The organism is Thalassospira marina (assembly GCF_002844375.1).
Lineage (GTDB): Bacteria > Pseudomonadota > Alphaproteobacteria > Rhodospirillales > Thalassospiraceae > Thalassospira > Thalassospira marina.
Map to the genome: position 1 here is coordinate 2,120,875 of NZ_CP024199.1, position 26,170 is coordinate 2,147,044.

At 52.8% G+C, this 26,170-nt stretch carries 31 protein-coding genes and 1 tRNA gene; 4 read left to right on the top strand and 28 right to left on the bottom strand.

What is annotated here, in order from left to right; translation table 11 throughout:
* Window positions 1–20 precede the first annotated feature (20 nt).
* Window positions 21–581 (bottom strand): septation protein A, encoded by a 561-nt coding sequence (locus CSC3H3_RS09665; protein ID WP_101284697.1) that lies wholly within the window; start codon window positions 579–581, stop codon window positions 21–23.
* A 111-nt stretch (window positions 582–692) separates the two neighbouring features.
* On the bottom strand, window positions 693–1,037 hold the full coding sequence (gene cutA, locus CSC3H3_RS09670; protein WP_101284698.1) for a divalent-cation tolerance protein CutA: 345 nt from the start codon (window positions 1,035–1,037) through the stop codon (window positions 693–695).
* A gap of 108 nt (window positions 1,038–1,145) precedes the next feature.
* Between cutA and CSC3H3_RS09675 the strand changes: the two genes are divergently transcribed.
* Window positions 1,146–1,385, top strand: a complete 240-nt coding sequence (locus CSC3H3_RS09675; RefSeq protein WP_101269769.1) for a hypothetical protein — start codon at window positions 1,146–1,148, stop codon at window positions 1,383–1,385.
* A gap of 99 nt (window positions 1,386–1,484) precedes the next feature.
* On the opposite strand, the gene CSC3H3_RS09680 is transcribed toward CSC3H3_RS09675, so the two are convergent.
* The 7 genes from CSC3H3_RS09680 to CSC3H3_RS09710 form a co-directional block, all read right to left on the bottom strand.
* Window positions 1,485–1,561 (bottom strand) — tRNA-Pro (locus CSC3H3_RS09680).
* 65 nt (window positions 1,562–1,626) lie between these two features.
* Window positions 1,627–2,145 (bottom strand): MerR family transcriptional regulator, encoded by a 519-nt coding sequence (locus tag CSC3H3_RS09685; RefSeq protein ID WP_101284699.1) that lies wholly within the window; start codon window positions 2,143–2,145, stop codon window positions 1,627–1,629.
* A gap of 19 nt (window positions 2,146–2,164) precedes the next feature.
* On the bottom strand, window positions 2,165–2,455 hold the full coding sequence (locus tag CSC3H3_RS09690; RefSeq protein ID WP_073954467.1) for an integration host factor subunit alpha: 291 nt from the start codon (window positions 2,453–2,455) through the stop codon (window positions 2,165–2,167).
* Window positions 2,456–2,635: 180 nt separating this feature from the next.
* Entirely contained in the window at window positions 2,636–3,607 is a 972-nt protein-coding gene (locus CSC3H3_RS09695) for a beta-ketoacyl-ACP synthase III (RefSeq protein WP_101284700.1), read from the bottom strand.
* A gap of 39 nt (window positions 3,608–3,646) precedes the next feature.
* Window positions 3,647–4,720 carry a phosphate acyltransferase PlsX gene (gene plsX, locus CSC3H3_RS09700; RefSeq protein WP_101269763.1) on the bottom strand — a complete coding sequence of 358 codons (1,074 nt, stop codon included), beginning with the start codon at window positions 4,718–4,720 and terminating at the stop codon, window positions 3,647–3,649.
* Window positions 4,721–4,868: 148 nt separating this feature from the next.
* On the bottom strand, window positions 4,869–5,441 hold the full coding sequence (locus tag CSC3H3_RS09705) for a YceD family protein (protein ID WP_101284701.1): 573 nt from the start codon (window positions 5,439–5,441) through the stop codon (window positions 4,869–4,871).
* A 27-nt stretch (window positions 5,442–5,468) separates the two neighbouring features.
* A complete protein-coding gene (locus tag CSC3H3_RS09710) occupies window positions 5,469–6,050 on the bottom strand; it encodes a ubiquinol-cytochrome C chaperone family protein (RefSeq protein ID WP_245881359.1) in 582 nt (193 codons plus the stop codon).
* A gap of 127 nt (window positions 6,051–6,177) precedes the next feature.
* On the opposite strand from CSC3H3_RS09710, the gene CSC3H3_RS09715 reads away from it, so the two are divergent.
* Complete coding sequence (locus tag CSC3H3_RS09715; RefSeq protein WP_101284703.1) at window positions 6,178–6,630, top strand: outer membrane protein assembly factor BamE; 453 nt, start codon at window positions 6,178–6,180, stop codon at window positions 6,628–6,630.
* A gap of 40 nt (window positions 6,631–6,670) precedes the next feature.
* Here the strand turns inward: CSC3H3_RS09715 and thiL are convergent, their stop codons facing one another.
* The 9 genes from thiL to rpiB all read right to left on the bottom strand — a co-directional run bounded on the left by thiL (window position 6,671) and on the right by rpiB (window position 13,787).
* Entirely contained in the window at window positions 6,671–7,648 is a 978-nt protein-coding gene (thiL, locus tag CSC3H3_RS09720; RefSeq protein ID WP_101284704.1) for a thiamine-phosphate kinase, read from the bottom strand.
* Between the two features lie 3 nt (window positions 7,649–7,651).
* Window positions 7,652–8,149: a transcription antitermination factor NusB gene (gene nusB, locus CSC3H3_RS09725; RefSeq protein WP_101269755.1), complete on the bottom strand. Its 498-nt coding sequence runs from the start codon at window positions 8,147–8,149 to the stop codon at window positions 7,652–7,654.
* A complete protein-coding gene (ribH, locus tag CSC3H3_RS09730; protein ID WP_101269753.1) occupies window positions 8,149–8,619 on the bottom strand; it encodes a 6,7-dimethyl-8-ribityllumazine synthase in 471 nt (156 codons plus the stop codon). Before ribH ends, nusB begins: the two co-directional genes overlap by 1 nt.
* The gene (ribB, locus tag CSC3H3_RS09735; protein ID WP_101269751.1) at window positions 8,616–9,776 is read right to left on the bottom strand and encodes a 3,4-dihydroxy-2-butanone-4-phosphate synthase; all 1,161 of its coding nucleotides are present in this window, start codon (window positions 9,774–9,776) and stop codon (window positions 8,616–8,618) included. The genes ribH and ribB overlap by 4 nt, the downstream gene beginning before the upstream one ends.
* 5 nt (window positions 9,777–9,781) lie before the next feature.
* On the bottom strand, window positions 9,782–10,369 hold the full coding sequence (locus tag CSC3H3_RS09740) for a riboflavin synthase (protein WP_101284705.1): 588 nt from the start codon (window positions 10,367–10,369) through the stop codon (window positions 9,782–9,784).
* Window positions 10,370–10,374: 5 nt separating this feature from the next.
* Window positions 10,375–11,496, bottom strand: a complete 1,122-nt coding sequence (gene ribD, locus CSC3H3_RS09745) for a bifunctional diaminohydroxyphosphoribosylaminopyrimidine deaminase/5-amino-6-(5-phosphoribosylamino)uracil reductase RibD (RefSeq protein ID WP_101284706.1) — start codon at window positions 11,494–11,496, stop codon at window positions 10,375–10,377.
* Between the two features lie 2 nt (window positions 11,497–11,498).
* Window positions 11,499–11,969, bottom strand: a complete 471-nt coding sequence (nrdR, locus tag CSC3H3_RS09750) for a transcriptional regulator NrdR (protein WP_101284707.1) — start codon at window positions 11,967–11,969, stop codon at window positions 11,499–11,501.
* A 28-nt stretch (window positions 11,970–11,997) separates the two neighbouring features.
* Window positions 11,998–13,272 (bottom strand): serine hydroxymethyltransferase, encoded by a 1,275-nt coding sequence (glyA, locus tag CSC3H3_RS09755; protein WP_101284708.1) that lies wholly within the window; start codon window positions 13,270–13,272, stop codon window positions 11,998–12,000.
* Between the two features lie 71 nt (window positions 13,273–13,343).
* A complete protein-coding gene (gene rpiB, locus CSC3H3_RS09760) occupies window positions 13,344–13,787 on the bottom strand; it encodes a ribose 5-phosphate isomerase B (protein ID WP_101284709.1) in 444 nt (147 codons plus the stop codon).
* Window positions 13,788–14,242: 455 nt separating this feature from the next.
* On the opposite strand from rpiB, the gene CSC3H3_RS09765 reads away from it, so the two are divergent.
* The gene (locus CSC3H3_RS09765; RefSeq protein WP_101269740.1) at window positions 14,243–14,662 is read left to right on the top strand and encodes a Ros/MucR family transcriptional regulator; all 420 of its coding nucleotides are present in this window, start codon (window positions 14,243–14,245) and stop codon (window positions 14,660–14,662) included.
* Window positions 14,663–14,965: 303 nt separating this feature from the next.
* Here the strand turns inward: CSC3H3_RS09765 and CSC3H3_RS09770 are convergent, their stop codons facing one another.
* The 10 genes from CSC3H3_RS09770 to CSC3H3_RS09815 all read right to left on the bottom strand — a co-directional run bounded on the left by CSC3H3_RS09770 (window position 14,966) and on the right by CSC3H3_RS09815 (window position 24,630).
* On the bottom strand, window positions 14,966–16,072 hold the full coding sequence (locus CSC3H3_RS09770; protein WP_101269738.1) for a branched-chain amino acid ABC transporter substrate-binding protein: 1,107 nt from the start codon (window positions 16,070–16,072) through the stop codon (window positions 14,966–14,968).
* Window positions 16,073–16,274: 202 nt separating this feature from the next.
* Window positions 16,275–16,625 (bottom strand): DUF6867 family protein, encoded by a 351-nt coding sequence (locus tag CSC3H3_RS09775; protein WP_101269737.1) that lies wholly within the window; start codon window positions 16,623–16,625, stop codon window positions 16,275–16,277.
* Window positions 16,626–16,636: 11 nt separating this feature from the next.
* A complete protein-coding gene (locus tag CSC3H3_RS09780) occupies window positions 16,637–17,347 on the bottom strand; it encodes an ABC transporter ATP-binding protein (protein WP_101269918.1) in 711 nt (236 codons plus the stop codon).
* 19 nt (window positions 17,348–17,366) lie between these two features.
* Window positions 17,367–18,221 carry an ABC transporter ATP-binding protein gene (locus tag CSC3H3_RS09785; protein WP_101284710.1) on the bottom strand — a complete coding sequence of 285 codons (855 nt, stop codon included), beginning with the start codon at window positions 18,219–18,221 and terminating at the stop codon, window positions 17,367–17,369.
* Window positions 18,218–19,741, bottom strand: coding sequence for a high-affinity branched-chain amino acid ABC transporter permease LivM (gene livM, locus CSC3H3_RS09790; RefSeq protein WP_215907573.1), 1,524 nt, complete (start codon window positions 19,739–19,741; stop codon window positions 18,218–18,220). Before livM ends, CSC3H3_RS09785 begins: the two co-directional genes overlap by 4 nt.
* The gene (locus CSC3H3_RS09795; RefSeq protein WP_101269734.1) at window positions 19,741–20,664 is read right to left on the bottom strand and encodes an ABC transporter permease subunit; all 924 of its coding nucleotides are present in this window, start codon (window positions 20,662–20,664) and stop codon (window positions 19,741–19,743) included. Before CSC3H3_RS09795 ends, livM begins: the two co-directional genes overlap by 1 nt.
* Window positions 20,665–21,020: 356 nt before the next feature.
* A complete protein-coding gene (locus CSC3H3_RS09800; RefSeq protein WP_101284711.1) occupies window positions 21,021–21,212 on the bottom strand; it encodes a DUF6898 family protein in 192 nt (63 codons plus the stop codon).
* Between the two features lie 178 nt (window positions 21,213–21,390).
* A complete protein-coding gene (gene mmsB / locus CSC3H3_RS09805; RefSeq protein ID WP_101284712.1) occupies window positions 21,391–22,278 on the bottom strand; it encodes a 3-hydroxyisobutyrate dehydrogenase in 888 nt (295 codons plus the stop codon).
* Between the two features lie 98 nt (window positions 22,279–22,376).
* Window positions 22,377–23,456 (bottom strand): enoyl-CoA hydratase/isomerase family protein, encoded by a 1,080-nt coding sequence (locus CSC3H3_RS09810; protein ID WP_101284713.1) that lies wholly within the window; start codon window positions 23,454–23,456, stop codon window positions 22,377–22,379.
* Window positions 23,457–23,490: 34 nt separating this feature from the next.
* A complete protein-coding gene (locus CSC3H3_RS09815) occupies window positions 23,491–24,630 on the bottom strand; it encodes an isobutyryl-CoA dehydrogenase (protein WP_101284714.1) in 1,140 nt (379 codons plus the stop codon).
* Window positions 24,631–24,845: 215 nt separating this feature from the next.
* Here CSC3H3_RS09815 and CSC3H3_RS09820 point away from each other — a divergent pair, with 215 nt between their 5' ends.
* Window positions 24,846–26,135: an O-acetylhomoserine aminocarboxypropyltransferase/cysteine synthase family protein gene (locus tag CSC3H3_RS09820; protein ID WP_172963412.1), complete on the top strand. Its 1,290-nt coding sequence runs from the start codon at window positions 24,846–24,848 to the stop codon at window positions 26,133–26,135.
* Window positions 26,136–26,170: the final 35 nt, after the last annotated feature.

A 26,170-nucleotide genomic window follows, 5' to 3' on the forward strand; every position in this document is an offset into this window, starting at 1 on the left:
TAACTGGAAATCTGTTTTAATCAGGCTTCCGCGCTGTCTTCTTCGGGCAATTGATGCTTCAGGATCACCGGCACCTGTGCAAAGCCAAACAGCAGGGTGATGGGCGTTACAGCCCAAACCTTGAAGGTTACCCAAAAATCGGTTCCGAAATTACGCCAGACGACCTCGTTAGCAATAGCAAGGGCAACAAAAAACAGGCCCCAGCGCCAGGTCAGGATACGCCAGCCTTCATCTGTTGCCTGAAATGCGGATTCCAGAACCAGTTTCAAAAACAGCTTACCCATTGCCAGGCCGCCAAACAGGATGGCAGCAAACATCAGATTAACGATGGTCGGCTTGATTTTGATGAAAAGTTCATCCTGAAGATACAGGGTTAACCCACCGAAAATAATAACAAAAAATCCGCCAATCAGCGGCATTATGGGGATGGTGCGATTAATAAGGAAAGACACAGCAAGCGCAACGACAGTGGCCACGACAAAAACCAGCGTTGCCGTCATCAGGTCATGGGTAATGCTGTTCACCGCAAAAAACAGGACCAGCGGGCCCATTTCCAGGACCAGTTTGGTTAAATGATTCATTGTGTCACTTCTTTTATCACTGAGGCCCCTATCCTATTGTCGGCGATGGCGCGGCGCAACAATATGATCGCGCATTTGCCCCTCAAATTTCTGTCAGCCAGGCAGGCGCATTCAACCCACCTGACTGCGTAACCAGCTTGCATAGCCATCATTAATACGACCTAGCGGCATTTCCAAAATACAGGGCGTATCATAAGGATGAATGGCAAGAACATGCGCCTGTAATTGCGCAAAGATGTCCTTTCGGGTTTTCAGCAGCAAAATGGTTTCGCTGCCTTCTTCGATTTCGCCATTCCATTCATAAACCGATATCATGGCTGGTACGATATTGGCGCAGGCGGCCAGCCGGACGCGAACTGCGGAATGGGCAATTTTGCGCGCGCATTCCAGATCCGGCACCGTGATATAGGCGATGACCATTTCAATTGCGGCTGCCTGTATTTTGCCCTCGGTCATGGTGGTTGCCCTTTCGGTTAAATTCGGCAAGACTTTATGGCTGGTTATTACCATATATCATTGCCATGTACGCACCCTGCGTAACACGCAAATAAGGGAGTTTTGATCATGCCAGCAGCAAGGGCGACAAAACCAACCAGCACTCAGAAAAACTGGCTTAAACGCGGCCTGACGCAACCCGGAGGCAAACTGCCGCTATTTGATGAACAGGGAAAGCAGGTATCGGCAAAAACCATTCAGGCCTGCATTGATCGCGGCTGGGCCGAACCATGGTTTGCCAACCCGTTAAAGCCCGACTGGCTGGTGTGCAAAATCACCGACGATGGACGCAGTGTCATCAAAGACTGACCTGCCGGGACCCGGCCCTACCAGGTTTGATCAAAACAACAAAAAACCCGCGCCAAGTATTGGTGCAGGTTACTGATATTTCAAATCTTTTAGAAGTATTGGTCGGAGCGAGAGGATTCGAACCTCCGACCCCCTGCACCCCATGCAGGTGCGCTACCAGGCTGCGCCACGCTCCGACCGATGTGCGCCTTGCGGCGCGGACAGATACATAGCCCCGCCACGCCCAAGACGCAAATAGTTTTTATGGATTTTTTTTCACTTCCTGCAGGGCAGTCCGTAAAAGCGATTGCATCCCTTCCAGTTCGCCCAGAAGGTTCATCAAAGATTGCCGATCCATCGCATTTTTCGGCGAATCTGAAACAACATCAATGGCATCACCAGGGGTCGCTTGCGCGGCCGGTTGCTCCGCAGAATCAGCATAGGCATTATCAGCGGGAATATCCGCGCCGGAATCCGCCACCATACCGCCCGGCAAGGTACCGCCATTTTGCGAGATCAGTTTTTGCACACCCTTGATGGTGTAACCCTGATCATGCAAAAGCGCGCGAATACCTTTCAGGAATTCGATATCGTCCGGGCGATAGTAGCGGCGACCACCTGCCCGTTTCATCGGCTTGATTTGCGGAAATTTCTGCTCCCAGAACCGCAGCACATGTTGCTGCAATCCCAGCTCGGTTGCAGCCTCGCTGATGGTTCTAAAAGCAGAGTCAGATTTTACGGTACGGCGATTTTTCGCCGTTTCCCCCAATTCATTTTTCATTGATCGCGTTTATTCGTAATTATGCGTTAATGCGCGATTTAAGAACCTGTGACGGCCTGAAAACCAGTACCTTGCGCGGCAGGATCGGCACTTCTTCACCCGTTTTCGGGTTGCGGCCAATACGTTCGCCTTTGCTGCGGACAGAAAAACTGCCGAACGACGAAATTTTAACAACTTCATCGCGGATCAGCGCACTGGAGATTTCATCCAGCACTGTTTCCAGCAACTGGGCAGATTCATTTCGCGACAGGCCGACTTCCTGATAGACCGCTTCGGCTAGATCGGCGCGGGTAACCGTTGTTTCCGACATGCAGACCGCCTCCTCATAACAGGGCAATGAACACAAGGTTATAATTGGTGGCTAAACCAGTCAATATCAATAGGATACACGCGATTGTGGCGGAAAGTTGCACTTTTTTGGCCAAATCATTGATTTTCAATAATTTTTCCCAAAATCCGCATTTTTCGGCATATCAAACAGATAAAAGTTTTACCAGCGAACCAGCGAGGCACCCCAGGTAAAACCGCCACCCATTGCTTCAAGAACAACGATATCACCGCGTTTAATGCGTCCATCATGCACCGCTTCGCTAAGTGCAAGGGGAATGGACGCTGCCGATGTATTGGCGTGACGGTCAACCGTTACTACAACGCGTTCCGGCGAAATGCCAAATTTGCGCGCCGTGCCATCAAGAATACGCTGATTGGCCTGGTGTGGTACCAGCCAGTCAATCTGTTCTTCACTGATGCCGGTATCGTCAAGGACTTCACGAATAACCGACGCCAGATTGGTCACCGCGTGACGGAAAACTTCTCGACCTTCCATCTGCAAATGGCCAACCGTCTGGGTTGAAGACGGGCCGCCATCAACATAAAGCAGTTCATATTTGCTGCCATCGGAATGCAGACGCGATGCCAGGATACCCTGATCGGCAATTGTACCTGTGCCTTCACACGCCTGAACCACAACAGCCCCGGCCCCGTCACCAAACAGAACACAGGTGGTGCGATCTTCCCAGTCCAGAATACGCGAGAAAGTTTCAGCCCCGATCACAAGAACCGTTTTGGCCTGGCCATTGCGAATATACATATCCGCCGTGGTCAGGGCATAGACGAAACCCGAACAAACTGCCTGCACATCAAAGGCAAAACCAACAACACCAAGACGATGCTGAACCTTGGTCGCCGTTGCCGGAAAGGTATTATCCGGTGTTGCCGTTGCGACAATGATCATGTCGATATCAGCAGCAACCACACCTGCATGTTCCATCGCGCGAATGGCCGCATTATAGGCCAGATCGCTGGTGGTTTCGCCTTCTGCCGCAATATGGCGCTGGCGAATACCGGTGCGTGCGACAATCCATTCATCGGTCGTATCAACACGACGCGAAAGCTCTTCGTTGGTCACCACATTCGAAGGAAGATAGGAACCGCAACCAAGGATGCGCGAACGAATTGTCATGATGATGAACTGCCAATCTGCGAAAGTTTAAACAAGGGATTATTGTGCGGTATCTTCCGGCACATTGTCAGGGTTTTTGGCCTCGGCCTTCGACATTTCTGCCTCGAACGAGGCGATTTCCGCCTTGATCGTTTCATTCAGGCGATTGGCGATCAGGTCGTGACAGACGCCGATGGCATTTGAAAAACCAAGGGCATCGGTGCCGCCATGGCTTTTGACCGCGATACCATTGAGGCCAAGCAGCATCGCACCATTATAACGGCGCGGGTCCATACGTTCGCGGAAACGCTGCAGGGAACGACGGGCCAAAAGATAACCGATTTTCGCCCAGAACGAGCTGCGGAAGGTTTCACGCAGAAAATGCACCAGCAAACGCGCCGTACCTTCGGCCGTTTTCAGGGCAACGTTCCCGGTAAAACCATCGGTCACGATCACATCAACAGTTCCCTTTGCCAGGTCATCGCCCTCGACAAAGCCGGCAAACTGGATGGGCAAATCGATTTCGCGCAAAATCGATGCGGCCTTTTTAACCGATTCATTACCCTTGAGTTCTTCGATACCAACATTGAGCAAACCGACAGACGGTTTTTCAATGCCATACAGAACACGGGCAAAAACCTCGCCAAGCAGGGCGAACTGCACCAGGTTATCTTCGTTGCATTCAATATTGGCGCCAAGATCAAGCATGATGGTTTCACCACGCTGGGTCGGCATATAAGTTGCAATGGCGGGACGATCAATTCCCGGCAATGTTTTGAGAACAAACTTTGCCATTGCCATCAGCGCGCCGGTATTCCCGGCCGAAACGACACCCTGGGCGTCGCCTTCTTTTACGGCATTGATCGCCAGACGCATGCTGGAGTCACGACGCTGACGCAGGGCAACGGACGGTTTATCGTCCATCGTTACTTCCTGCGTCGCATGACGGATCTCGGTTACAGCAGCCAGTTCAGGGCAATTGTCCAGAAGCGGTTTGATCCGCGCTTGATCGCCATACATTAAAAACTTCAAATGCGGCAAACGTTTAAGCGCGATTTCAGCCCCCGCGACGACCATGTCGGGCGCGTGGTCTCCCCCCATCGCGTCAAGTGAAATGCGAACCTGTTCAGGCAATGTATTCTCTTGTCGTTGTTTTGAACATTATATGCAGGAAAACGTAACCGCCGCGAAACCGGTCTGCGCCGCGGTTCAGCGAGATACGCCCGGAAAGCCCGTAATTACCGGAAATTCCGTTTCGGCACAAGGTAAAGCATCAGAAGCTTTAGTTCTTGTTTTCCAATTTATCCTTGAGGACTGCCAGTTTGGCGAACGGGTTCGGCTTTTCTTCAACTTCCTCTTCCTCGGCAAATTCATCGATATCGACACCTTCCTTGCGCGGATAGGGATCCATCGAAATTGCCAGGAACTGTGATGCCACCTCGCCCAGATCGATCATGCCATCGGTCAGGGGTTCAGGCTGGTCCAGCAGCGCCATCAGTTCTTCTTCGCTAAGACCTTCAAGGTCATCGGCAGTTGAAGGAAGGTTTTCCTCGCTGACATGCGGGGAATAAAGAACTTCGATTTCATCATCGACGGTTTCAGGAACCGGCTCAAGCGAGACAACACAGCGCTGGGTTATGTCCGCATGCAGCGGCCCACGCACGGTGACTTCGCCATTACCGGCAACCGTCAGCGTCAGTTTTGCAACCAGCTTTTCGATGCTGATCAGCTCGAAACGATCAGCAAGCGCCGCGCGCTCGGCAGCACTTGCTTCAATATCGTGGGTGGTTTTCTTGGCGGTCAGCTCATGCACTTTTACAATGCGCGAGAATTCCGGCGTCAGATTTTCAGACATTACGTAAGCTCTTTTCTTTGCGGTTTTTTACTGTCCGGCTGCATCATATGGCGGCGCCGGAAAAGATACTTCACCACGCAGCAATGCATCGTCATCGAGGGTCGAGAGATGGTCCAGCGCGGTAAAAACATAAGACGTCATGGCAGAAAGCTGCACGGGTGTTGCCTGCGTATCTGCAAAAAGATTTCGGTCCAAAGCACTGGCGAGGCTGTCATCCCCTGTCTGAACACCTTCTTCATAGGCGACAATGCGCCCGTGGTAGGATTCAGACATTTTACGGATGCGCTTGAGGATACCGACATCACCGATCCCCATTTCCCGCATGCTTTGATCAAGGTCTGCAAACATCACATCAAACACCTGCTGGGCAAGTTCTTTTTGTGCAGGGCTGCCTTTCAGGCGGCGAAACAACATAAAGGCATGAACCAGAATCAGGTCAAAACGGCCTTCCTTGGTGTCGGCGACGCCGCCCTGAAGGTAAAACGCGGGTTGGCGTGCCTGGGTTACCAAAGCGGTATATAACGCATAGGCAGAATTAAGATTTTTGCCTTTTTTTGTTAACCAGCCAAACAACTTACCACTCCTTCGTTGACATTCGCGCCACGGCAAGCAGAATGCCTTGAAATTTCCGGGACGTAACGTCCCGTTCTATTGCCCGGCAATATCATGCGCTCTGCGCTGAAACTCAAGGCAATTCATTTAAGACGTCAACAAGCGGATCGATCCGGTGGGTTCAATGCATTCAAGAATAAAGCGCTTTACCTTTTTATTCGTCGCCGGTTTAACCGCCGCCTATCTTGCTGCCTGCAGCCCGCAGATTTCCAATCGCGGCAATTTGCCCGAACCCGATGACCTTGCCCAAATCAAGGTTGGCCAGTCAACCAAGGGCGATGTGACCGACCTTCTGGGTACACCTTCCAGCGTTGCGACATTCGACCCGAATGTGTGGCTTTATATTTCGCGCCAGGTCGAAACCATGGCGTTTTTCGAGCCCGAAGTCACCAAACAGGAAGTCATCGTTGTCAGCTTTGATGCGGCAAACCGGGTGGATCTGGTGAAACAATATCATCTTGAAGATGGCAAGCCGGTTGAACCCAGCGACCGCGTCACGCCGACCGCCGGCCGCGAGCTGACGATTCTCCAGCAGCTGTTTGGCAACCTTGGCCGCTTTACCGAAACTGCGAAATAAGGACGACACTTAACCCCATAACAAAGGTTAAGTATCAATCCTAAGATTTTGAAAAATGGTCGAATCCGCCCTTGGCGAGTTCGGCCATTTTGCCATCCAGCCCACGGATGAGAACCTGATCTTTCTGATCAGTCACCGTACCGATGACGGTAACATCATCTCCCAGACGGGCGATATCATCGGCGTCCCCACATAGCAGCAATTCATAATCATCACCGCCAGCAAGGACCTGTTGCCAGGTTATGGCATCCTGCATGGTGGCAGCCCTGCCCGCAGCAGAAAGCGGAATCGCGGCCTGATCCAGAATCACACCGACATTGGACGCAGTGGTAATTTTGCGAATATCACCGGCAAGACCATCGGAAATATCCATCGCGGCAATACGACTGCCCAGTGATGACGCCTTAAGGCCGATCTGAAGCCTGGGTTGCGGCAGCCAATAGCGATCCGTCAGAAAGTCCTGATGGGCGGGATCGGCGATGATCACCCGGTCCTGCAAAATCGCCAGCCCCAGGGCAGCATCGCCCAGCGTTCCTGTTACGGCAACGACGTCACCTGGTTTTGCCTGATCCCGTCGCAAAGCGTTTTCCGCCGGGACTTCGCCCATTGCTGTCAGGCTGAAAAAGCTTGGACCGGGAGTCGACACGGTATCGCCCCCCAGCAAGTCGACTTGCCAGTGGGCGCAATCCTCGCCAAAGGCCCTAGCGAAGGCAACGATCCAGTCTTCGGGCAAATCCCGGTTATAGCCACAGGTCAGCACAACGCCCGTCGGACGGGCGCCCATCGCGGCAATATCGGACAGATTGACGCGCAAAACCTTGCGCGCAATGGTTTCCGGGGCATCAATGGCGCGGAAATGCACATCCGCGACCAATGCATCGCACGTGACAACACAGCTTTGCCCGGGATTTTGCGAAAAAATGGCGGCATCGTCGGTTAACCCCAACGATGCCGCCGAACGACGGGCAATCGGTGTGAAGTAGCGCGCGATCAGCTCAAATTCGCCTGATCGCTGCACAGCTCACTCCTTGTTTGCTTCAAGCGGACGCAGCGATTTGCCGATACGGTCCAGCACCGCATTGACAAGGCGCGGTTCGTTTTCGTCGAAAAACGAATGTGCGGCATCAACATATTCGGTGATGACAACGCGCATCGGTACATCTTCGCGCATCATCAGTTCATACGTACCAGCCCGCATGATGCTGCGCAGAACCGATTCCAGACGCTTGGTGGTCCAGCCCTTCTCAAGGGCGCCATCAATCAGTGCATCGATATCGGCCAGGCGGTTTTCAACGCCCTGCACCAGATCGGCAAAAAAGCCACGATCCGGATCGATCAGGTTTTCGTTCGGCTCGTCCAGGTCGCGCTGCCCCTGTCCATCAAGGCGGAATTCGGAATATTCCTGCACAACACGCCCTGCCCCTGCCTGAGACAGGTCAGCCTGGTAAAGCGCCTGGATGGCGGCAAAACGGGCGGCACTACGCCGCTGGGCAATGGAAGGTTTGGATTTGTCGGTCATTACTTGTGATGTATTCCAAAATGGTTTTGAACTTCGATCATGCGAAGAACAGCATTGGCAGCCTCGCCGCCCTTGTTCTTTTCATCTGCACGGGCACGTGCCAGAGCCTGGGCTTCGTTTTCAACGGTCAGAATACCGTTGCCAACAGCCAGGTTATAATCCAGGCAAAGCTGCATCAGCGCCCGGTTGGCTTCGTTACAGATATGATCGTAATGCGTGGTTTCACCCCGGATCACACAGCCAAGGGCCAGGTAACCATCATAACGCGGGCCGGTTGCCAGTTCGTTCATCGACTGAACGGCATAGCGGATCGCGATCGGCACCTCGAAGGCACCACTGACGGAAAGACGGTCCCAGGTTGCCCCGCCCGCTTCAAGCGTGCTGGCAGCACCCTTAACCAGATCTTCGACGATATGGGTATAATATGGCGCATCAACAATCAGGATGTGCGGGGAACTACTGCTTTTCATTTTTCCTCCGAGACGCAAAGCGGACGCTGATCAACCAGATTTAGACCAAATCCGTCAAGCCCTACGATGTGACGTTTGGTGTTTGAGAGCAGAATCATATCTCGCACCCCCAAATCATGCAAAATCTGGGCACCTACCCCATAGTCCCGAAGGTCGGGCTCTACCGAGTCTGCACCCGCTATATCTTCACGCAGCGCCGAACCATCACCGCCATGATGGTCAATAATGCCCGCAACGGCATTTGACAGGCTGTTTGCCCGCGCCTCGCGAATAAGAACAATAACACCCCTGCCTTCTTCGGCAACGGCATTCATTGCGGCATGCAGCTCGCCCCCACGCCCGGTTTGCCGGTCGCCCAGTACGTCATCAAGCACATTAAGAGCATGCACGCGCGTCAATACCGGCGCGCCATCGGTAATGTCACCTTTGGTCAGCGCAATATGTTCGGCGTAATTCAGGGTATTTACAAACAGATGCAGGTCAAATTCGCCGCCATGCACACTTTCGATCCGGGTGGTTGCCTTGCGCTGCACGACCTTTTCATGCTTGCGGCGATAGCGGATCAAATCGGCAATCTGGGCAATTTTCAGATCATGCTTTTTGGCGAATTCCACAAGCTCAGGCAACCGGGCCATTTCGCCATTGTCATTCATGATCTCGCAGATCACGCCCGACGGATTAAGCCCCGCCAAACGCGCAATATCAACCGATGCTTCGGTATGGCCAGCACGGACGAGAACGCCGCCATTGCGCGCACGCAACGGAAAAACATGGCCAGGCGTCACGATATCATGGCGATTGGCCGTCGGATCAATAGCAACGGCAATGGTGCGCGCACGGTCCGGTGCGGAAATGCCGGTCGTAACGCCGGTTTTTGCCTCGATCGATACGGTGAAAGCGGTTTCATGGCGCGTGCCGTTCGATGCTGTCATCAAGGACAGCCCCAAATGATCACAGCGGGCGGATTCAAGCGCCAGGCAAATCAGACCACGGCCATGCGTTGCCATGAAATTGATGGCCTCGGGCGTTGCCATTTGACCGGGAATAACCAGATCACCCTCATTTTCACGGTCTTCATCATCAACAAGGATGAACATGCGGCCGTTGCGGGCTTCTTCAATGACTTCCTCAATCGGCGACAAATGACGGTGCGGCATTGTGATCAGTCCTTTCCAACCATGCGGGCAACATATCGGGCAAGCATATCGATTTCAAAATTGAAACGATCACCAACCTTGCGGCCGCCCAGCGTGGTATGGGTCTGTGTATGCGAAATTACATTGATCCCAAAGCTGTTGCCATCAACCTCGTTTACAGTCAGGGAAACACCATCAAGGGTGATCGATCCCTTCCGGGCAACATAACGACCAAATTCTTCGGGCAGCTCAAAGGTCATACGCATGGAATCGCCTTCGGGATGCAATGCTGTCAGCGTTGCGACACCATCAACATGGCCCGAAACGATATGCCCGCCAAGCTCGTCACCCATACGAAGTGACTGTTCAAGATTAACCCGGCTGCCAACTTCGAGTGCGCCCATTGTCGTAAGAGACAGGCTTTCGGCGGATGCCTCGATCGCAAACCAGCCCTCACCCTTTTCAACAACCGTCATGCAGGCACCGCTACAGGCAATGGAAGCGCCCAGATCAATTTTTGATGTATCAAAGGCCGTGTTGAATTCGAAGCGGGTATCACCCTTTTTTTCGATGCTGCGAACCGTGCCGATATCGGTAATGATGCCAGTAAACATATAAATTAATCCGTTATTTTATCGTAACTTATCAAATAATCCTGACCTACATTTTCAGAAGATCGGCGCTTGAAGCGCTGCATCAGGTCCAGGTTTTGCAATCCCAGTTGCGCAATAATCCCGTGTCCATCAGCGCCAATAATGCCAGGTGCCTGAAAATGTATAATCCGGTCTATCAGTTTATGCTGCAAAAGGGCCGCAGCAAGCTTGCCGCCACTTTCGACAAGAATGCGTGTAAGCCCCTGTTTCGCAAGCACATGCATTACGTCATGTAGGTCAAAATGCCCGTCTGCGCATCGGGCTGACAGCACTTTTACTGCTGTTTTTGCAAAAATCTTCTCGGCACGCGATTCTTCGCCCGAAGCCACCACCAGCCAGGTCGGCGTTTCCTGCGCTGATTGCGCCAATTTGCAATCTGGCGATACCTGAACAGTTCGATCCAAAATCACCCGCACGGGCGAATGGTTTTCACGCCCGGCAATGCGGCAGCGAAGATCGGGATTATCGGCAATGACGGTATTGGCCCCAACGAGGATGCCATCGTGATTGGCGCGGTAATAATGCCCTTTTTCGCGCGCCCTGCTGCCCGTAATCCATTGGCTGGCACCATTGGCCAGACTTGACCTGCCATCAAGGCTGCCAGCAAGTTTAAGGGTAATCAACGGCCGGTCTTCTGTCACGCGCAGCAAAAAGCCGGCATTATGGGCATGGGCCTCGGCGGCAAGAAGGCCAGTTTCGACAACAATGCCTGCATCGCGCAGCATTTGATGTCCACGGCCAGAAACACGGGGGTCCGGATCTTCAAGCGCGCTGATAACGCGCGAAACACCAGCCTCGATCAGGCCAAGTGCGCAAGGTGGGGATTTGCCAAAATGGCTGCAGGGTTCCAGGGTGACATAGGCCGTTGCACCACGCGCATTTTCACCCGCCTGATCAAGTGCGACACGTTCAGCATGGGGGCGACCGCCCGGTTTGGTCCAGCCACGGCCAACGATTTCACCACTGGCAGATACAATAACACAGCCAACAGCCGGATTGGGCCAGACATTGCCCAGACCGCGTTGCGAAAGGCTCAGGGCAACCCGCATGAAATGCCGGTCATCGTCGCTAAAGCTTGCCCCGGCCATGGTTACTGTTCCGATGTTTCTTCGCTGTCTTGCATGTTTTCTACAAAAGCCTCAAAATCCTTGGCTTCGCAGAAATCCTTGTAAACCGACGCATAACGAACATAGGCAACCTGATCAAGCGCACTTAGGGCCTCCATCACGATGCCGCCGATTGTATCGGTTGTAATGTCGCTTTCGCCGCTGCTTTCAAGGCGGCGCTGAATGCCGTTCAGGGCCTTTTCAACGCGTTCATCCTCGATCGGGCGTTTGCGACACGCCAGAAAAATGGACCGCGCCAGTTTGTCGCGGTCGAAAAGTTCACGCTGCCCGTCTTTTTTCACCACCATCAATTCCCGCAATTGAACACGTTCAAATGTGGTGAATCGCGATCCACAGGCCGGACAAAACCGGCGCCGGCGAATGGCGTGGTTTTCTTCGGTCGGACGGGAGTCCTTTACCTGGGTATCGTCGTGACTACAAAACGGGCAGCGCATTGTCTGTTCTCGCTATATTTCAGAGAAATCAGCTATAGATCGGGAACTTATTGCAAAGGTCCTGAACCTGGGCGCGAACCGAAGCTTCAACTTCGGCATCGCCTTCCGGCTGGTCAACCAGGGCATCAAGAACATCGGCAATCAGCTTGCCGATCAGTTTGAATTCTTCGGTGCCAAATCCGCGCGTGGTGCCCGCCGGGGTGCCCAGACGAATACCGGAAGTGACAGTCGGCTTTTCGGTATCAAACGGGATACCGTTTTTGTTACACGTGATCCCTGCCCGTTCCAGCGCCACATCAGCGATGTTGCCTTTCAGGCCCTTCGGACGCAGGTCAACCAGCATCAGATGGGTATCAGTACCGTTGGTGACAATGTTAAAGCCACGCGACTGAAGGACGTCCGCCAGAACGCGGGCATTATCAACCACCTGCTGGGCATAGGACTTGAATTCCGGACGCAGCGCTTCACCAAAGGCAACAGCCTTGGCCGCAATCACATGCATCAGCGGACCACCCTGCAGACCCGGGAACACGGCAGAATTGATCTTTTTGCCGATTTCCAGATTGTTCGACAGGATCATGCCGCCACGCGGACCACGCAGGGTTTTGTGCGTGGTGGTGGTCACAACATCAGCATAGGGAAGCGGGCTCGGATGTACGCCACCGGCAACCAGCCCGGCGAAATGGGCCATATCAACCATCAGATAGGCACCAACCTTGTCGGCGATTTCGCGGAAACGCTTGAAATCGATCTGACGCGGAATGGCAGAACCACCGGCAATGATCAGTTTCGGGTTATGTTCAACAGCCAGGGCTTCGACATGATCATAATCGATCAGGAAGTCCTGTTCGCGAACACCATACTGAACGGCGTTAAACCATTTGCCCGACAAAGCCGGACGTGCGCCATGGGTCAGGTGACCACCGGCATCAAGCGACATACCCAGAACGGTATCACCCGGCTGCAGCAGTGCCAGCATAACAGCACCATTGGCCTGTGCACCCGAATGCGGCTGAACGTTGACGAATTCGCAGCCAAACAGCTCTTTTGCACGGTTGATTGCCAGTTCTTCGGCAACGTCAACATATTCACAACCGCCATAATAACGGCGCGATGGGTAACCTTCGGCATATTTGTTGGTCAGCACAGAACCCTGTGCTTCCATCACTGCCTTGGAAACGATGTTTTCAGATGCGATCAGTTCGATCTGGTTTTTCTGACGGTCAAGTTCATCAGCAACCGATTTGAACAGCGCCGGATCAGCATCCGACAGGCCGGTGGAAAAGAAGCCGTTAAAAGACATTCGAAAGCCTTTCGATAAAACGGAAAATATAGAGCCCGGAAGCCCTGGTGCGTGCCATGCGGCAAATTCGATTATTCGGGGGATGACAGCTTGTCGATGCGGCCCTGATGGCGGCCACCTTCGAATGCTGTTGATACGAATGCGTTTACGCAATCCTGCGCGACGGCAACACCCAGAAGGCGTGCGCCAAGGCAGAGAACATTGGCATTGTTATGCTGGCGGCACAGTTCGGCCGAAAGACGGTCATGAACCAGGGCTGCGCGAATTTCGGGGTAACGGTTGGCGGCGATGCTCATGCCAATGCCCGAACCACAAACGAGAATGCCGCTTTCGGCCTTGCCATCGATGATGGTTTTGCAAACAGCGTAGGCATAATCGGGATAATCGACCGAGGCAGAGCCATCCGTGCCGAGATCGAGCACTTCATAACTCTGTTCGGAAAGTTGTGCGACGATCAAGGCTTTAAGGTCGACACCGCCATGATCGGCAGCAATCGCAATGGTTTTGGCCGACATTTTCAGCGCCCTTTTCAAACTGACAAGAAAATTTGAGCGCCTTTTAGCACATCGCTATCCCCCTGCCAACGCGCAGTAGCACGGATTGGCGTGAGTTCTGCCATGCATCACGTGCGAACCTGCAGTTTGACTAGCGATATTTCGACTAGATTGTTTTTCACAAAGATATTTTCCCGTCAGTCGCGCCGAAGACAAAATAAATAACGAATTCGATGAACGATTTTTCAACTAGTGAACAAAAATCTACTATTGAGCGACAGATGTGAAACGCGAGGTTTCGATTGTGAACTATACGACTGTACGTTTGTTTGAATTAATGTTATTTGTTAAGCATAAAATATAACGTTTGAGTCATATCTTTTCGCCATTATTGAACAAACGTGATTGTTGATTATATGTCCTATAGGCTGCATTGCTTGCGGCAATTGGGAACCGGTTCAAGGACACAAGAAAAAATGAATGACCTGACTAACGACGCCTTTGATCGTGATGAACTGCTGCAAATGACGGTCGACATTGTTTCAGCCTATGTGAGCAACAATGCCCTTGCAGCAACGCAGCTTCCCGAGCTGATCACGACCACTTTCCGTTCGCTTGAAGATCTGCGCGGCGTCGAGGAGATCGAGGAAGAAGAACCGCTGAAACCAGCCGTTCCGGTCAAGAAATCCATTGGTGATGACTATATCGTCTGCCTTGAAGATGGCAAGAAACTGAAAATGCTCAAGCGGCATCTGCGTACCACATACAACATGACGCCGGAAGAATACCGCGCGAAATGGGGCCTGCCGGCAGATTACCCGATGGTTGCGCCGAATTATGCCAAACAGCGTTCGCAATTCGCGAAAAAGATTGGCCTTGGCCGCAAAGCAGACTGATTTTTCAGGATTTTTCGGTCGTTACTGAACGTTCCGACATTAAAACGGCGCCCCAATTTTGCGGGCGCCTTTTTATTTAGGGTTATTCCAGGAAATATTTGCCTTTTATTTTGGCTTAACTGAATACCAGTCAGTTTTATTGATTTTCAAATATCAGTAAATTCAAATATTTAACGAAAGCACCCTTGTTCAAGCGGTGCCATAAATACACAGCCCGGCCCCTACCCCACACCTGCCCCACAAACGAAAAGGCCCGGCGCAAATGCACCGGGCCAGTTCATGATCAGAAATGATCAGCCGACATTAGTCAGCATAGTCGTAGCTGCCGTTTTCCCATTTGTAGAAAACGTAACCCGGAGCTGCAACGTCGCCTTTGGAGTCGAAGGAGATCGAGCCAAGAACGGTGTCAAAGCTGTCGCCGCTCTTGAGTTCTTTGGTAACGGCTTCAAAGTCGGTCGAGCCGGCTTTGGTAACAGCCTGTGCCCAAGCCTGGATCGCACCATAGGTGTAGAGGGTGTAACCTTCCGGCTTGTAACCTTTGCCTTCGAAGTATTTGACGAGGTCAGCGTTGCGCGGGTCTTTTTCAAGAGCCGGACCAGCAGTGAACATGGTGCCTGCACCGGCATCGCCAGTGATCGACCAGTATTCAAGCGAGTTCAGCGCGTCGCCGGAGATCGCCTGGGTGTCCATGCCCTGAGCGCGCATCTGACGAACGATCAGGCCGAGTTCGGTGTGGTAACCACCGTAATACAACACGTCGATGTTTTCAGATTTCAGCTTGGTCACGAGGGCAGAATAGTCTTTTTCACCCGGGGTGATCGCTTCGTACATGATTTCCTTAACGCCAGCAGCGTTCAGGTTTTTCTTGGTTTCGTCAGCGAGGCCTTTGGAATAAGCCTGTTTGTCGTGAACGATGGCGATACGCTTGTCGCCATAATGTTCAGCAAGATATTTACCGGCAACTTCACCCTGCTGGTCGTCACGGCCGCAAACGCGGAACACGTTGTCCAGACCACGGTCGGTCAGCTGCGGGTTGGTCGAAGCCGGAGAAATCTGGATGATGCCTTCTTCGTTGTACACTTCCGATGCCGGGATCGAAGAACCCGAGCAGAAGTGACCAGCGACAAGAGCAACGTCTTTGCTGACGAGCTGGTTGGCAACAGCAACAGCCTGCTTCGGATCGCAAGCGTCATCGCCGATTTCCAGAACCAGCTTTTCACCGTTAACACCACCGGCTGCGTTGATATCTTCAACCGCCTTGGATGCACCCTGACGCATCTGTTCACCAAAAGCAGCGTAAGGACCGGTCATCGGGCCAACGGTTGCAATGGTGATGTCAGCCTTTGCCGCCCCCATCGACAGGACAAGCGCAGATGCAGTTGCCAGAAGGCCAAGCTTGGTTTTCGACATAAGAGAAGTCTCCCTGTTCCAAAGGTTGGTCCCGACACCATGCCAGAACCATCTTTTAGGATATGAAACCGGCCTGGTTATTTGTGCCCATTTACCGGTTCCATCTCCTGGTACTCTAGCATCCCGTTTCGGGTGTGCAATAGTACAAATCCATTCTTCACCAACAAAAAGTTTGCACTGCAACACTGGTGAAAAATTCTTTTTATTCAACCCCTTCGCGGGATCGATAGGCAAACGGGCCAACACGTTCGTACAACCACGGATACTGGGTCAGCATCTTGTTCACCCGCACAATGCGGAATGAAACCATGGCAATCGCAAACAGAATGACCGTATCAAAAATGAAGCCGGACAAAGACAGCAGTTCACCGCCAAAAAGCGCAAATCCCAAAAATCGGGAAGTCGCCCCAAGCAGGATCGAATAAGGAACAAGCTGCCCGGCAGGCCGCCAGGTATTGGCGACCGCCTGCCCGGTCATCAGGGCGCAGAACCCCATCAGGATAATCGTAATTCCGATGGTAACGCCAATGCTGGTACCGGTAATTGCTTCCATCACGCTTTCTCCTAGTGTCCGCCTTCAAGATACGCAGCGCGCACTTCAGGGTTTGCCAGCAATTCAGCGCCGCCGCCCGACATGGTAATGTTGCCATTGACCATAACGTAGCCACGATGCGCCAGTTTCAACGCGTGGAAGGCGTTCTGTTCAACAAGGAAAACAGTAACCTTGTTTTCCCGGTTGATCTTTTCAATGGTCTCGAAAATCTGCTTTACCACCAGGGGTGCCAGACCAAGTGACGGTTCATCGAGCAGAAGCAGGCGCGGACGGCCCATCAGGGCGCGACCGATTGCCAGCATCTGCTGCTCGCCGCCCGACATGGTACCCGCACGCTGGCTGATGCGTTCCTTCAGACGCGGGAACAGGTCAAACACCATTTCCAGGTCTGAATCGAAATGCTTGGGATCCTGCGTACAGGCGCCCATTTGCAAGTTTTCATAAACCGACATGCGCGGGAAAATGCGGCGTCCTTCCGGCGACTGCTGGATGCCGAGCTGGCAGATCTCGTGTGTCGGCATACGGCTGATGTCGTTGCCTTCAAACAGGATGCGGCCCTTGGTTGCCTGCGGCGAGCCACAGCATGTCATCAGAAGGGTTGTCTTGCCCGCGCCATTGGCACCAATGAGCGTGACAATTTCGCCTTCATTGACTTCCATATCAATGCCCTTGAGGGCTTCGATATTACCGTAGAAGGTATGTACACCTTCAATCTTCAACATGGTCATATCGACGTCTCCCTCACTGCGCCTTCGGATCAAGGTGAAGGTCGCTGGCGACTTCCGGCGGAAGGTCGTCATCTTCTTCTTCACCAAGATACGCACGGATCACCGCCGGGTCGTTCTTCACGGCGTCGGGGTTACCGTCTGCAATTTTCTTGCCGTAATCGAGCACGATCACATGGTCGGAAATCTGCATGACCACGCTCATGTCGTGCTCAATCAGCAGAAGGCCGATGCCCTGCTCGTCACGGATGCTCTGCAACAGCAGGTTCAATTCCGCAGATTCACGCGGGTTGAGGCCTGCGGCCGGTTCGTCAAGGCAAAGCAGTGACGGTTCGACACACATTGCACGGGCAATTTCAAGACGGCGCTGGTTACCATAGGCAAGGTTGCCAGCATTCCAGTCTGCAAATTCGTACAGACCGGTTTTGTTCAACCAGAATTTCGCACGTTCCAGGGCTTCTTTTTCTGCGCTGGCGTAACGACCAAGGTTGAACAGGCCGGCGATCGAGAACATCGATGCGTCCATCAGCCGGTTATGCTGGGCGACAATCAGGTTTTCCAGGACGGTCATGCCGGTAAACAGACGGATGTTCTGGAAGGTACGTGCCACACCGTTGTTTCGCGAAATACGGAAACCTTCGGTGCGCTCCAAAAGACGCGGCCCGTCATTGGCTTGAAGGGTCAGTCGGCCTTCGGTCGGCACATAAAAGCCTGTCAGGCAGTTAAACACCGTGGTTTTACCGGCCCCGTTCGGGCCGATAATTGCCGTGATTTCCCGCTTGTTTGCCGTAAATGACAGGTCATCAATGGCAACCAGCCCGCCGAAACGCATGGTTAGATGTTCGACTTCAAGCAATTTGTTGTCGGTCATGACTTTTCTCCGGCAACTTTTTCTTTCTTGCTCATATTCAGCAGGATCGTCGGGTCACGGAAAGACAACAGACCACGCGGACGCCACAACATGATGGCAACCATCCCTGCCCCGAAAATCAGCATGCGATATTCGGCCAGTTCGCGGAACATTTCCGGGAAACCGATCATGACGATGGCAGCAAGCACCACCCCGATCTGGCTGCCCATACCGCCCATAACAACGATGGCCAGGATCACGGCAGATTCAAGGAAGGTGAAGCTTTCCGGGCTGATGAAGCCCTGACGGGTTGCAAAGAACGCGCCAGCAAAGCCGCCAAACATTGCGCCAATGGCAAAAGCCGAAAGCTTGGTGTTGGTCGGATTGATACCGAGCGAACGGCAGGCAATTTCGTCTTCACGCAGCGCTTCCCATGCACGACCGATCGGCAGTTTGCGCAGGCGCATGGTCACAAAGTTTGTCACCAGTGCCAGAACAAGGATCAGGTAATACAGGAAGATCAGGCGGTGCATGGACGAATAATCGATGCCAAACAGATCGGAGAAGCTTGTCACCCCTTCCGGTACCCGACGCGAAAAATCGGCCAGACCAAAGAAGCTAGGACGCTCGATCGAGGCAATGCCATCCGGGCCACCGGTAAGATTGTACCAGTTGATCAGCACCACGCGGATGATTTCCCCAAAGCCCAGTGTCACGATGGCAAGATAGTCACCACGCAGACGCAGAACCGGGAAACCAAGGATGATGCCAAAACTTGCCGAGAAGATACCGGCCATCGGCAGGCAGAGCCAGAAGCTCAGGCCGAAATGCTGGGACAACAGGGCATAGGAATAGGCACCAACCGCGTAAAAGGCGACATAACCTAGGTCAAGAAGACCGGCCAGACCAACCACAATGTTCAGGCCCCAACCCAGCATGATGTAAATCATAACCAGAGTTGCAAGGTCGATGGCAGAGCGGTTTTCGCCAAAGAGCAGCGGAAAGGCAAAGAAGAAGAGAATGCCGACAACACCAATTTTCTTGGTGTTGGTGCGGTATGCCACCTGCAGGCGGGCCGAAAAGCCGTTGCTTTTTTCTTCTTCGGTCACAACACGTTTGGTTGAAGCCGAAAAATAGGCAATCGCAAAGACAACAGCCAGCATCGCAATAAAGACGATGACACTGGTGACACTTTGGAAGGCCATATCAAAAGTAACCGGTGCTACCCAGCGATCATCAAGATCGCGGAACCGCACAAACATTTCAAACACCAGCAGCGCCGAAACCACAATAAGCACCGCCTGGATCAGACGGGAAATGTGTTCGCGACGAATGATCAGTGCGAGGCGGCCAATAACAGTTGAGATGATGGCCAGAACAACCAGGTCCCAGCGCAATGCCAGTTCCAGGCCTGTTGGCCGGTCAACCGTTTCAACACCCAGGATCATGATCGACATCATGACGGCAAGGACAGCAAAGAACGCAAGTTCCTTGGCAATCTCGGCCGGGGTGATGCGCGAAGATGTAAGCAAAGACGACATCAGACTTTCTCCACCTCCGGCTTGCCCAGAAGGCCCCACGGACGGAAGATCAGCACCAGAACCAGAATGCCGAATGTTGCGACATCCTTGTATTCAATGGTGAGATAACCCGACCAGAAGGATTCAATCAGGCCGATCAGCAAACCGCCAAGCATTGCGCCCGGCAACGAGCCAATACCGCCAAGCACGGCAGCAGTAAACGCCTTAACCCCGGCAAGGAAGCCGATATAGAAATCGATAACGCCGTAATACAGCGTCACCATCATCCCGGCGACCGAGGCAAGGGCTGCGCCCATGACAAAGGTGGTTGAAATGGTGCGGTCGACATTGATGCCAAGCAGGCCTGCCATGGTGCGGTCCTGTTCACAGGCACGCTGCGCACGACCAAGCGAGGTTTTGGCGATCAGGGTCGAGAAAACAACCATCAGAACAAAGGTCAGAACGATGATGATGATCTGCATATAGCTGAGCTGGACGTTGAAGTCCGGGCTTTCCATAAGCGTGATCCCACCATGAATGAGCGGCTGCATCGGTTTGACGCGTGCGCCCTGGGCGATCTGAACAAAGTTCTGCAGGAAGATCGACATCCCGATGGCAGAAATAAGTGCTGCCAGACGGAAGGACCCGCGCAATGGCCGATAGGCGATACGTTCGACGCCCCAGCCATAAACCGAGGTCATCACCATGGAGACGACCAGCATCAAAAGAAGTGTTAACGGCAGAATGCCGCTAATTCCCGCCGCCTGACAAATCAGGAACGTAATCAGGGAATGAAAGGCGCCCAGCATATAAATTTCGCCGTGCGCGAAGTTGATCATGCCGATGATGCCATAGACCATCGTGTAACCGATCGCGATGAGGCCATAAATGGCGCCAAGCGTCAATCCATTGATCAATTGTTGTAAAAAATAAGCCCAATCCATTGCTCAACCTTAGATTTGGCACAGACAAACGCCGTCCTCGACAGCAAGGCCGCAGGCAAAGAACAAGGATATACAAATGTTTTTGGGTAAGAACCCATCTCCCCATTGCCCCCTCGCAAACCTCCGCAGCCTCCGTCTTTTTGTTATCGGGGTACCCCCGCTTTTAAGTTCCCGGACGCGACCATTCTTTTGTGGTTCTGGGTCCGAAAACGCGATTTACGATTGGAACCTTAGACACATGTGGTCGAAGGCTGCAAGCGTGTTTGGAAAATTGGTTGATTCTCCCGTTTTCCCACTCCCGGGTAGAATTTTTTACCACAAAGGTGAAATAACCAACTGTTCCAATATTGTATATTTTATTCCTTATTCAAAATGTATTCAAGTTTTTGTACCGCAACCCGCTTTAACTGCTCTGGATTGCGCGATACAGGCCCGGCGACGGTTACTTCCTTTCCGGTCACTGAATCAATAGCCGTGCAGCGCAGATATTGGCCTACCTGTTTGAATTCAATGTATATTTCACGATTTTTAGAAGAAGTTGGCGCCATGGTTAATTCTGGAACCCTAATTTATCCACATCCCCAAGCATCAGTATAACTTGGTATAGCGACAAGGATACTACCAAATCCTCCGAATCTGGACATAAAAAATGCGGAGGACCGAAATCCTCCGCATCGTGATAGTGATTTATGCTGTCAAACGGCAATGCAAGCTTAAAAAGTTGCGTTACTCGCCATCAAGCATTTTGACAATTGCCGAAAAATCACGGCCACCATTGCCACCGGCGCTATACATTGCATAAAGGCTTTCGGCGAGCGCCCCCATCGGGGTTGTTGCATTAGCCGCGGCCGATGCCTGCTGTGCCAGCTTCAAATCTTTCAGCATCATATCAACCGCAAACCCCGGCTGATAATCGCGGTTGGCCGGTGACGTCGGCACAGGGCCCGGCACAGGGCAATAGCTGGTAAGTGACCAGCACTGGCCAGATGCCTTTGACGAAATATCAAACAGTTTCTGCGCATCCACGCCAAGACGCTTTGCCAGCATGAAGGCCTCGGAAACGGCGATCATGCTCACACCCAGGATCATGTTATTGCAAATCTTGGCCGCCTGCCCGGCCCCGCTGTCGCCGGCATGAATAATATTGCTTCCCATCGCCTGAAGGATCGGCTCTGCCGTTGCAAAGGCATCCGCATCGCCACCAACCATAAAGGTAAGGGTCCCGGCGGTTGCACCAGCAACACCACCGGAAATTGGCGCATCAACTGCGCGCATGCCTTTTGCCTTTGCCAGTTCGGCTGCTTTGCGGGCGGCATCAACTTCAATGGTCGAGCTATCAATAAACAGCGTATTGGCCGCAGCATTGGCAAGAAGCCCTTCTGCCCCGTCATAAACTCCCAAAACGTGTTTTCCAGCCGGAAGAACAGTCACAACAGCATCAACACTGGTGGCGGCATCCGCCAATGATGTGGCGGCGGTTGCGCCAATTTCAACAGCGGCCTTTACCGCTTCTGTCGACAGGTCAAACACCTTTACTTCATGTCCGGCGCGCACAAGGTTGGCGGCCATTGGCCCGCCCATATTGCCCAGTCCGACAAACCCAATTTTTGCCATTTCTAACGTCTCCTCTGATGGTCCGGCGCATACCGGTTTTATTTGTTCGCAAGATGCCGGGCACCAAAGGAGCCGGCATAATTTTCGTTATGATCGGATTATATCGCCAATTCCCGGGCTGCAGGTAAAGGCGCAAAAAAAGCATCCACATCACGCGGGTCAACCTGGCCAACATCGCCCTGGGCCCAGCGCGGGTTGTGGTCCTTATCAACAATGACCGCACGTACGCCTTCAAACAGATCGGGCTTTTCAACCATACGCTGGCTCAGGCGGAATTCCATTTTAAGGTCTTCGGCCAAATCAAATCCTGCGCCTTCACGTATCTGTTTAAAAGTAACCGCCAATGCCATTGGTGATTTTGAATTAAGCATTTTCAACGCATTATTTGAAAATTCCGATCCATTTTCCTCAAGTTTTTTCAACACATCGATCAGGGTATCACCGGCGAATATGGCATCAATCTCGTTTTGTTGGCCTGCCAGTGCGGCATCACCCTGATCGTGGGAATATTGATCAAGAACGCCTTCCACAACGGTGCAAACAGCGCCGTAATCCTTGCCGTTTTTATAAAAATCTATCGTAGCAAGTGTGGATTTTAGGCTTGGAACATCAACGCTTTGGGCACCGTGAGTTGCAATACCGGAATACAAACAATCCGCCGCCGCCAGGCGCGCGCCCGTCAGGCCAAGATACATCCCGATTTCACCAGGGCAGCGCGGCAGAAAATAGCCGCCGCCAACATCGGGGAAAAAACCGATACCCGTTTCAGGCATCGCAAACATGGTTTTTTCGGTGACAACGCGATACCGCCCATGGATCGAAACACCAACACCACCGCCCATCACAATCCCGTCCAACAACGCAATACAGGGCTTGGGATAAACTGACATATAATGGTTAAGCTGATATTCCCGGCGATAAAAGGCATCAAGCAGTTCAGGCGCATCATTTTTGCGGGCATCATAAAGCCCGCGAATATCACCGCCCGCACAAAATGCTTTTTCACCCGTTCCTTCGATGGTCAGGATGGCAATGGCATTATCCTTTTCCCAAAGCCGCATCTGATGATGAATGGCATCCACCATGGGCAGGGTCAGAGCATTCAGGGCTTTGGGCCGGTTCAAATGGATTTCGCCAACGGCACCATTGACGACAAATTCGACACCAACATCGCTCATAGTACAGGCTCCTGGTCTTTTGGGGCGGTATTGATCAATCGCGCAGGGCTGCGCGTGCAATGATAACCCGCATAATTTCATTTGTGCCTTCAAGGATTTGGTGCACACGCAGGTCGCGCAGCAGCCGTTCGACGGGATATTCACGAATATAGCCATATCCGCCATGCAATTGCAGCGCGTCGTTACAGACGGCAAAGGCAATATCGGTCGCAAAGCGCTTGGCCATGGCGCAGAACTGTGTGGCATCATGGGCCTGTTCGTCAAGTTTACAGGCCGCTTTATGCAGCAGCAGCCGGGCGGCTTCCAGTTCGGTTACCATATCGGCAAATTTGAATTGCAGCGCCTGAAAGGCCTCCAGTGGTTTTCCAAACTGCTTGCGTACCCGCATATGCTCGCGGGCATGTTCCATCGCAGCACGTGCACCACCGATCGAGCAGGCTGCTATGTTCAGGCGCCCGCCATCCAGGCCCTTCATGGCAAATTTGAACCCCTCGCCTTCAGCACCCAACAGGTTTTCCACCGGAACTTTGCAGTCGCTGAAAATAACAGCCGAGGTCGGCTGGCTATGCCAGCCCATTTTTTCTTCCAGCTTGCCAAATGAAAGGCCCGGTGCATCCTTCGGCACGATGAAGGTTGATATACCGGCAGGGCTTTCATCACCCGTTCGCGCCATAACGATATAAATGTCGCTGCGCGAGCCACCGGAAATAAACGCCTTTTCACCGTTCAAAACATAATAGTCGCCATCGCGAACCGCGCGCGTGCGCAACGAACCCGCATCGGATCCGGCACCCGGCTCTGTCAGGCAATAACTGGCGAAATGTTCCATGCGCGTCAGCTTGGGCAAAAAGCACTGGCGTTGCTGTTCATTTCCGAATCTGTCGATCATCCAGCAGGCCATATTATGAATGGAAATATAGGCCGCGGTTGACGGGCATGCAGTTGCAAGTTCTTCAAATATGACGGCCGCATCCAGGCGCCCCAGCCCGGCCCCACCCACGTCATCGCGGGTATAAATGCCGGCAAAGCCCATTTCGGCCGCCTGGCGCAGGGTTTCTTCGGGGAAGATATGCTCTGCATCCCAGTTTGCGGCATGCGGGGCCATTTCACCCGCCGCAAAATCGCGGGCGGCCTGCTGAAAGGCCAGTTGATCTTCTGAAAGGGCGAATTCCATTGGATATTCCTCGTCAGGGCGATTTATTTCCCTTTACGTAAACGTGAAAAAGTCCGCGTGTCAATTAATTCGGCATAACAATACCGAAATACGACATTATCCATATCAGGGAAAACCATTACCAACCAGAACGTGCACCGCGCGCATCTTGCCCGTGTGGAATTAATGTGTCTTACTGCGACCCAACATGGAAAAACGTTAACAGGGGAATGGAAATGACCGACAGCAAAAATCCGGAAACAATCGTCCTTCACGCGGGCTATCGTGCCGATCCGACCACGGGATCGGTTGCAGTGCCGATTTATCAGACCACCAGCTATCAGTTCCGCGATACGCAGCATGCGGCAGACCTGTTTGCCCTTAAGGAACTGGGCAATATCTATACCCGTCTGATGAACCCGACCAATGACGTGCTTGAACAGCGCATCACCGCCCTTGAAGGTGGTGCAGCAGCAGTAGCCGTCGCGTCGGGCCAGGCTGCGTCGACATTTGCCATTCTCAATATTGCCCAGGCTGGCGATAATATTGTCAGCTCAACCGACCTTTATGGCGGCACCTGGAACCTGTTTGCCAATACCTTCAAGCAAATGGGCATTGAAGTTCGCTTTGCGGACCCGTCAGACCCGGAAAACTTCCGCAAGCTGGCCGATGACAAAACCCGCGCCTTTTATGCTGAAACACTGCCCAATCCCAAATTGCAGGTTTTCCCGCTGCGTGAAGTTGCCAATATTGGTGATGAACTGGGTATTCCGCTGGTGGTCGATAATACGGCTGCCCCGGTTCTGTGCCGCCCGATCGAACATGGTGCGGCGATTGTCATGTATTCAACCACCAAATTCATTGCCGGTCACGGAACATCGGTTGGCGGTATTGTTGTGGATTCAGGCCGCTTTGATTGGGAAAAACACGCAGACCGATTCCCGCTTCTGACCCAGCCTGATCCCAGCTATCATGGTGCTGTCTGGACCGAAGCAGTTAAACCGATTGGCCCGGTGGCCTATGCCATCAAATTGCGCTGCACGCTGCTGCGCGATGTTGGTGCGGCCGCATCACCACTTAGCTCGTTCCAGATTATCCAGGGCATGGAAACCCTGCCCCTGCGCATGGAACGCCATTGCGAAAATGCCAACAAGGTTGCCGCCTTTTTAAACGACCATCCCAAAGTCGCAAAGGTCATTCACCCCAGCCTGCAGGAAGGCGAAACCCGCCGCCGGGCAGACGCATACCTTAAAGGTGGTTTTGGTTCGTTGATGGGCTTTGAGCTTAAAGAAGGCCGCGCTGCTGGCGAGAAATTCATCAATAGCCTGAAGCTGTTTTATCATGTTGCCAATATTGGCGACACGCGCTCGCTTGCCATTCACCCGGCAACGACAACCCATTCACAGCTTTCAGAATCGGAACTGGCCGCATCGGGTGTTAGCGAAAGCTATATCCGCCTGTCGATCGGGATCGAACATATCGATGATATCCTTGCTGATTTGAAACAGGCCCTTGATGCCAGCTAAAGCAAGATTCTGCCATTAAGCAATATGAAATTTTG

Coding starts and splice junctions, on each gene's coding strand:
- glyA (WP_101284708.1), bottom strand. CDS start 13,272: ATGTCTTTTAACGGCTTCTTTTCCACCGGCCTGTCGGATGCTGATCCG.
- CSC3H3_RS09765 (WP_101269740.1), top strand. CDS start 14,243: ATGAATGACCTGACTAACGACGCCTTTGATCGTGATGAACTGCTGCAA.
- nusB (WP_101269755.1), bottom strand. CDS start 8,149: ATGACCGACAAATCCAAACCTTCCATTGCCCAGCGGCGTAGTGCCGCC.
- CSC3H3_RS09775 (WP_101269737.1), bottom strand. CDS start 16,625: ATGGAAGCAATTACCGGTACCAGCATTGGCGTTACCATCGGAATTACG.
- CSC3H3_RS09705 (WP_101284701.1), bottom strand. CDS start 5,441: ATGTCTGAAAATCTGACGCCGGAATTCTCGCGCATTGTAAAAGTGCAT.
- CSC3H3_RS09820 (WP_172963412.1), top strand. CDS start 24,846: ATGACCGACAGCAAAAATCCGGAAACAATCGTCCTTCACGCGGGCTAT.
- CSC3H3_RS09690 (WP_073954467.1), bottom strand. CDS start 2,455: ATGTCGGAAACAACGGTTACCCGCGCCGATCTAGCCGAAGCGGTCTAT.
- livM (WP_215907573.1), bottom strand. CDS start 19,741: ATGTCGTCTTTGCTTACATCTTCGCGCATCACCCCGGCCGAGATTGCC.
- CSC3H3_RS09695 (WP_101284700.1), bottom strand. CDS start 3,607: ATGACAATTCGTTCGCGCATCCTTGGTTGCGGTTCCTATCTTCCTTCG.
- CSC3H3_RS09780 (WP_101269918.1), bottom strand. CDS start 17,347: ATGTTGAAGATTGAAGGTGTACATACCTTCTACGGTAATATCGAAGCC.
- CSC3H3_RS09740 (WP_101284705.1), bottom strand. CDS start 10,369: ATGTTTACTGGCATCATTACCGATATCGGCACGGTTCGCAGCATCGAA.
- CSC3H3_RS09770 (WP_101269738.1), bottom strand. CDS start 16,072: ATGTCGAAAACCAAGCTTGGCCTTCTGGCAACTGCATCTGCGCTTGTC.
- ribH (WP_101269753.1), bottom strand. CDS start 8,619: ATGAAAAGCAGTAGTTCCCCGCACATCCTGATTGTTGATGCGCCATAT.
- CSC3H3_RS09685 (WP_101284699.1), bottom strand. CDS start 2,145: ATGAAAAATGAATTGGGGGAAACGGCGAAAAATCGCCGTACCGTAAAA.
- cutA (WP_101284698.1), bottom strand. CDS start 1,037: ATGACCGAGGGCAAAATACAGGCAGCCGCAATTGAAATGGTCATCGCC.
- CSC3H3_RS09675 (WP_101269769.1), top strand. CDS start 1,146: ATGCCAGCAGCAAGGGCGACAAAACCAACCAGCACTCAGAAAAACTGG.
- CSC3H3_RS09815 (WP_101284714.1), bottom strand. CDS start 24,630: ATGGAATTCGCCCTTTCAGAAGATCAACTGGCCTTTCAGCAGGCCGCC.
- CSC3H3_RS09665 (WP_101284697.1), bottom strand. CDS start 581: ATGAATCATTTAACCAAACTGGTCCTGGAAATGGGCCCGCTGGTCCTG.
- ribD (WP_101284706.1), bottom strand. CDS start 11,496: ATGGCCGGGGCAAGCTTTAGCGACGATGACCGGCATTTCATGCGGGTT.
- nrdR (WP_101284707.1), bottom strand. CDS start 11,969: ATGCGCTGCCCGTTTTGTAGTCACGACGATACCCAGGTAAAGGACTCC.
- CSC3H3_RS09795 (WP_101269734.1), bottom strand. CDS start 20,664: ATGGATTGGGCTTATTTTTTACAACAATTGATCAATGGATTGACGCTT.
- rpiB (WP_101284709.1), bottom strand. CDS start 13,787: ATGTCGGCCAAAACCATTGCGATTGCTGCCGATCATGGCGGTGTCGAC.
- CSC3H3_RS09785 (WP_101284710.1), bottom strand. CDS start 18,221: ATGACCGACAACAAATTGCTTGAAGTCGAACATCTAACCATGCGTTTC.
- mmsB (WP_101284712.1), bottom strand. CDS start 22,278: ATGGCAAAAATTGGGTTTGTCGGACTGGGCAATATGGGCGGGCCAATG.
- CSC3H3_RS09800 (WP_101284711.1), bottom strand. CDS start 21,212: ATGGCGCCAACTTCTTCTAAAAATCGTGAAATATACATTGAATTCAAA.
- CSC3H3_RS09810 (WP_101284713.1), bottom strand. CDS start 23,456: ATGAGCGATGTTGGTGTCGAATTTGTCGTCAATGGTGCCGTTGGCGAA.
- CSC3H3_RS09715 (WP_101284703.1), top strand. CDS start 6,178: ATGCATTCAAGAATAAAGCGCTTTACCTTTTTATTCGTCGCCGGTTTA.
- ribB (WP_101269751.1), bottom strand. CDS start 9,776: ATGCCGCACCGTCATTTGTCGCCGATTGAGGAAGTCATTGAAGAAGCC.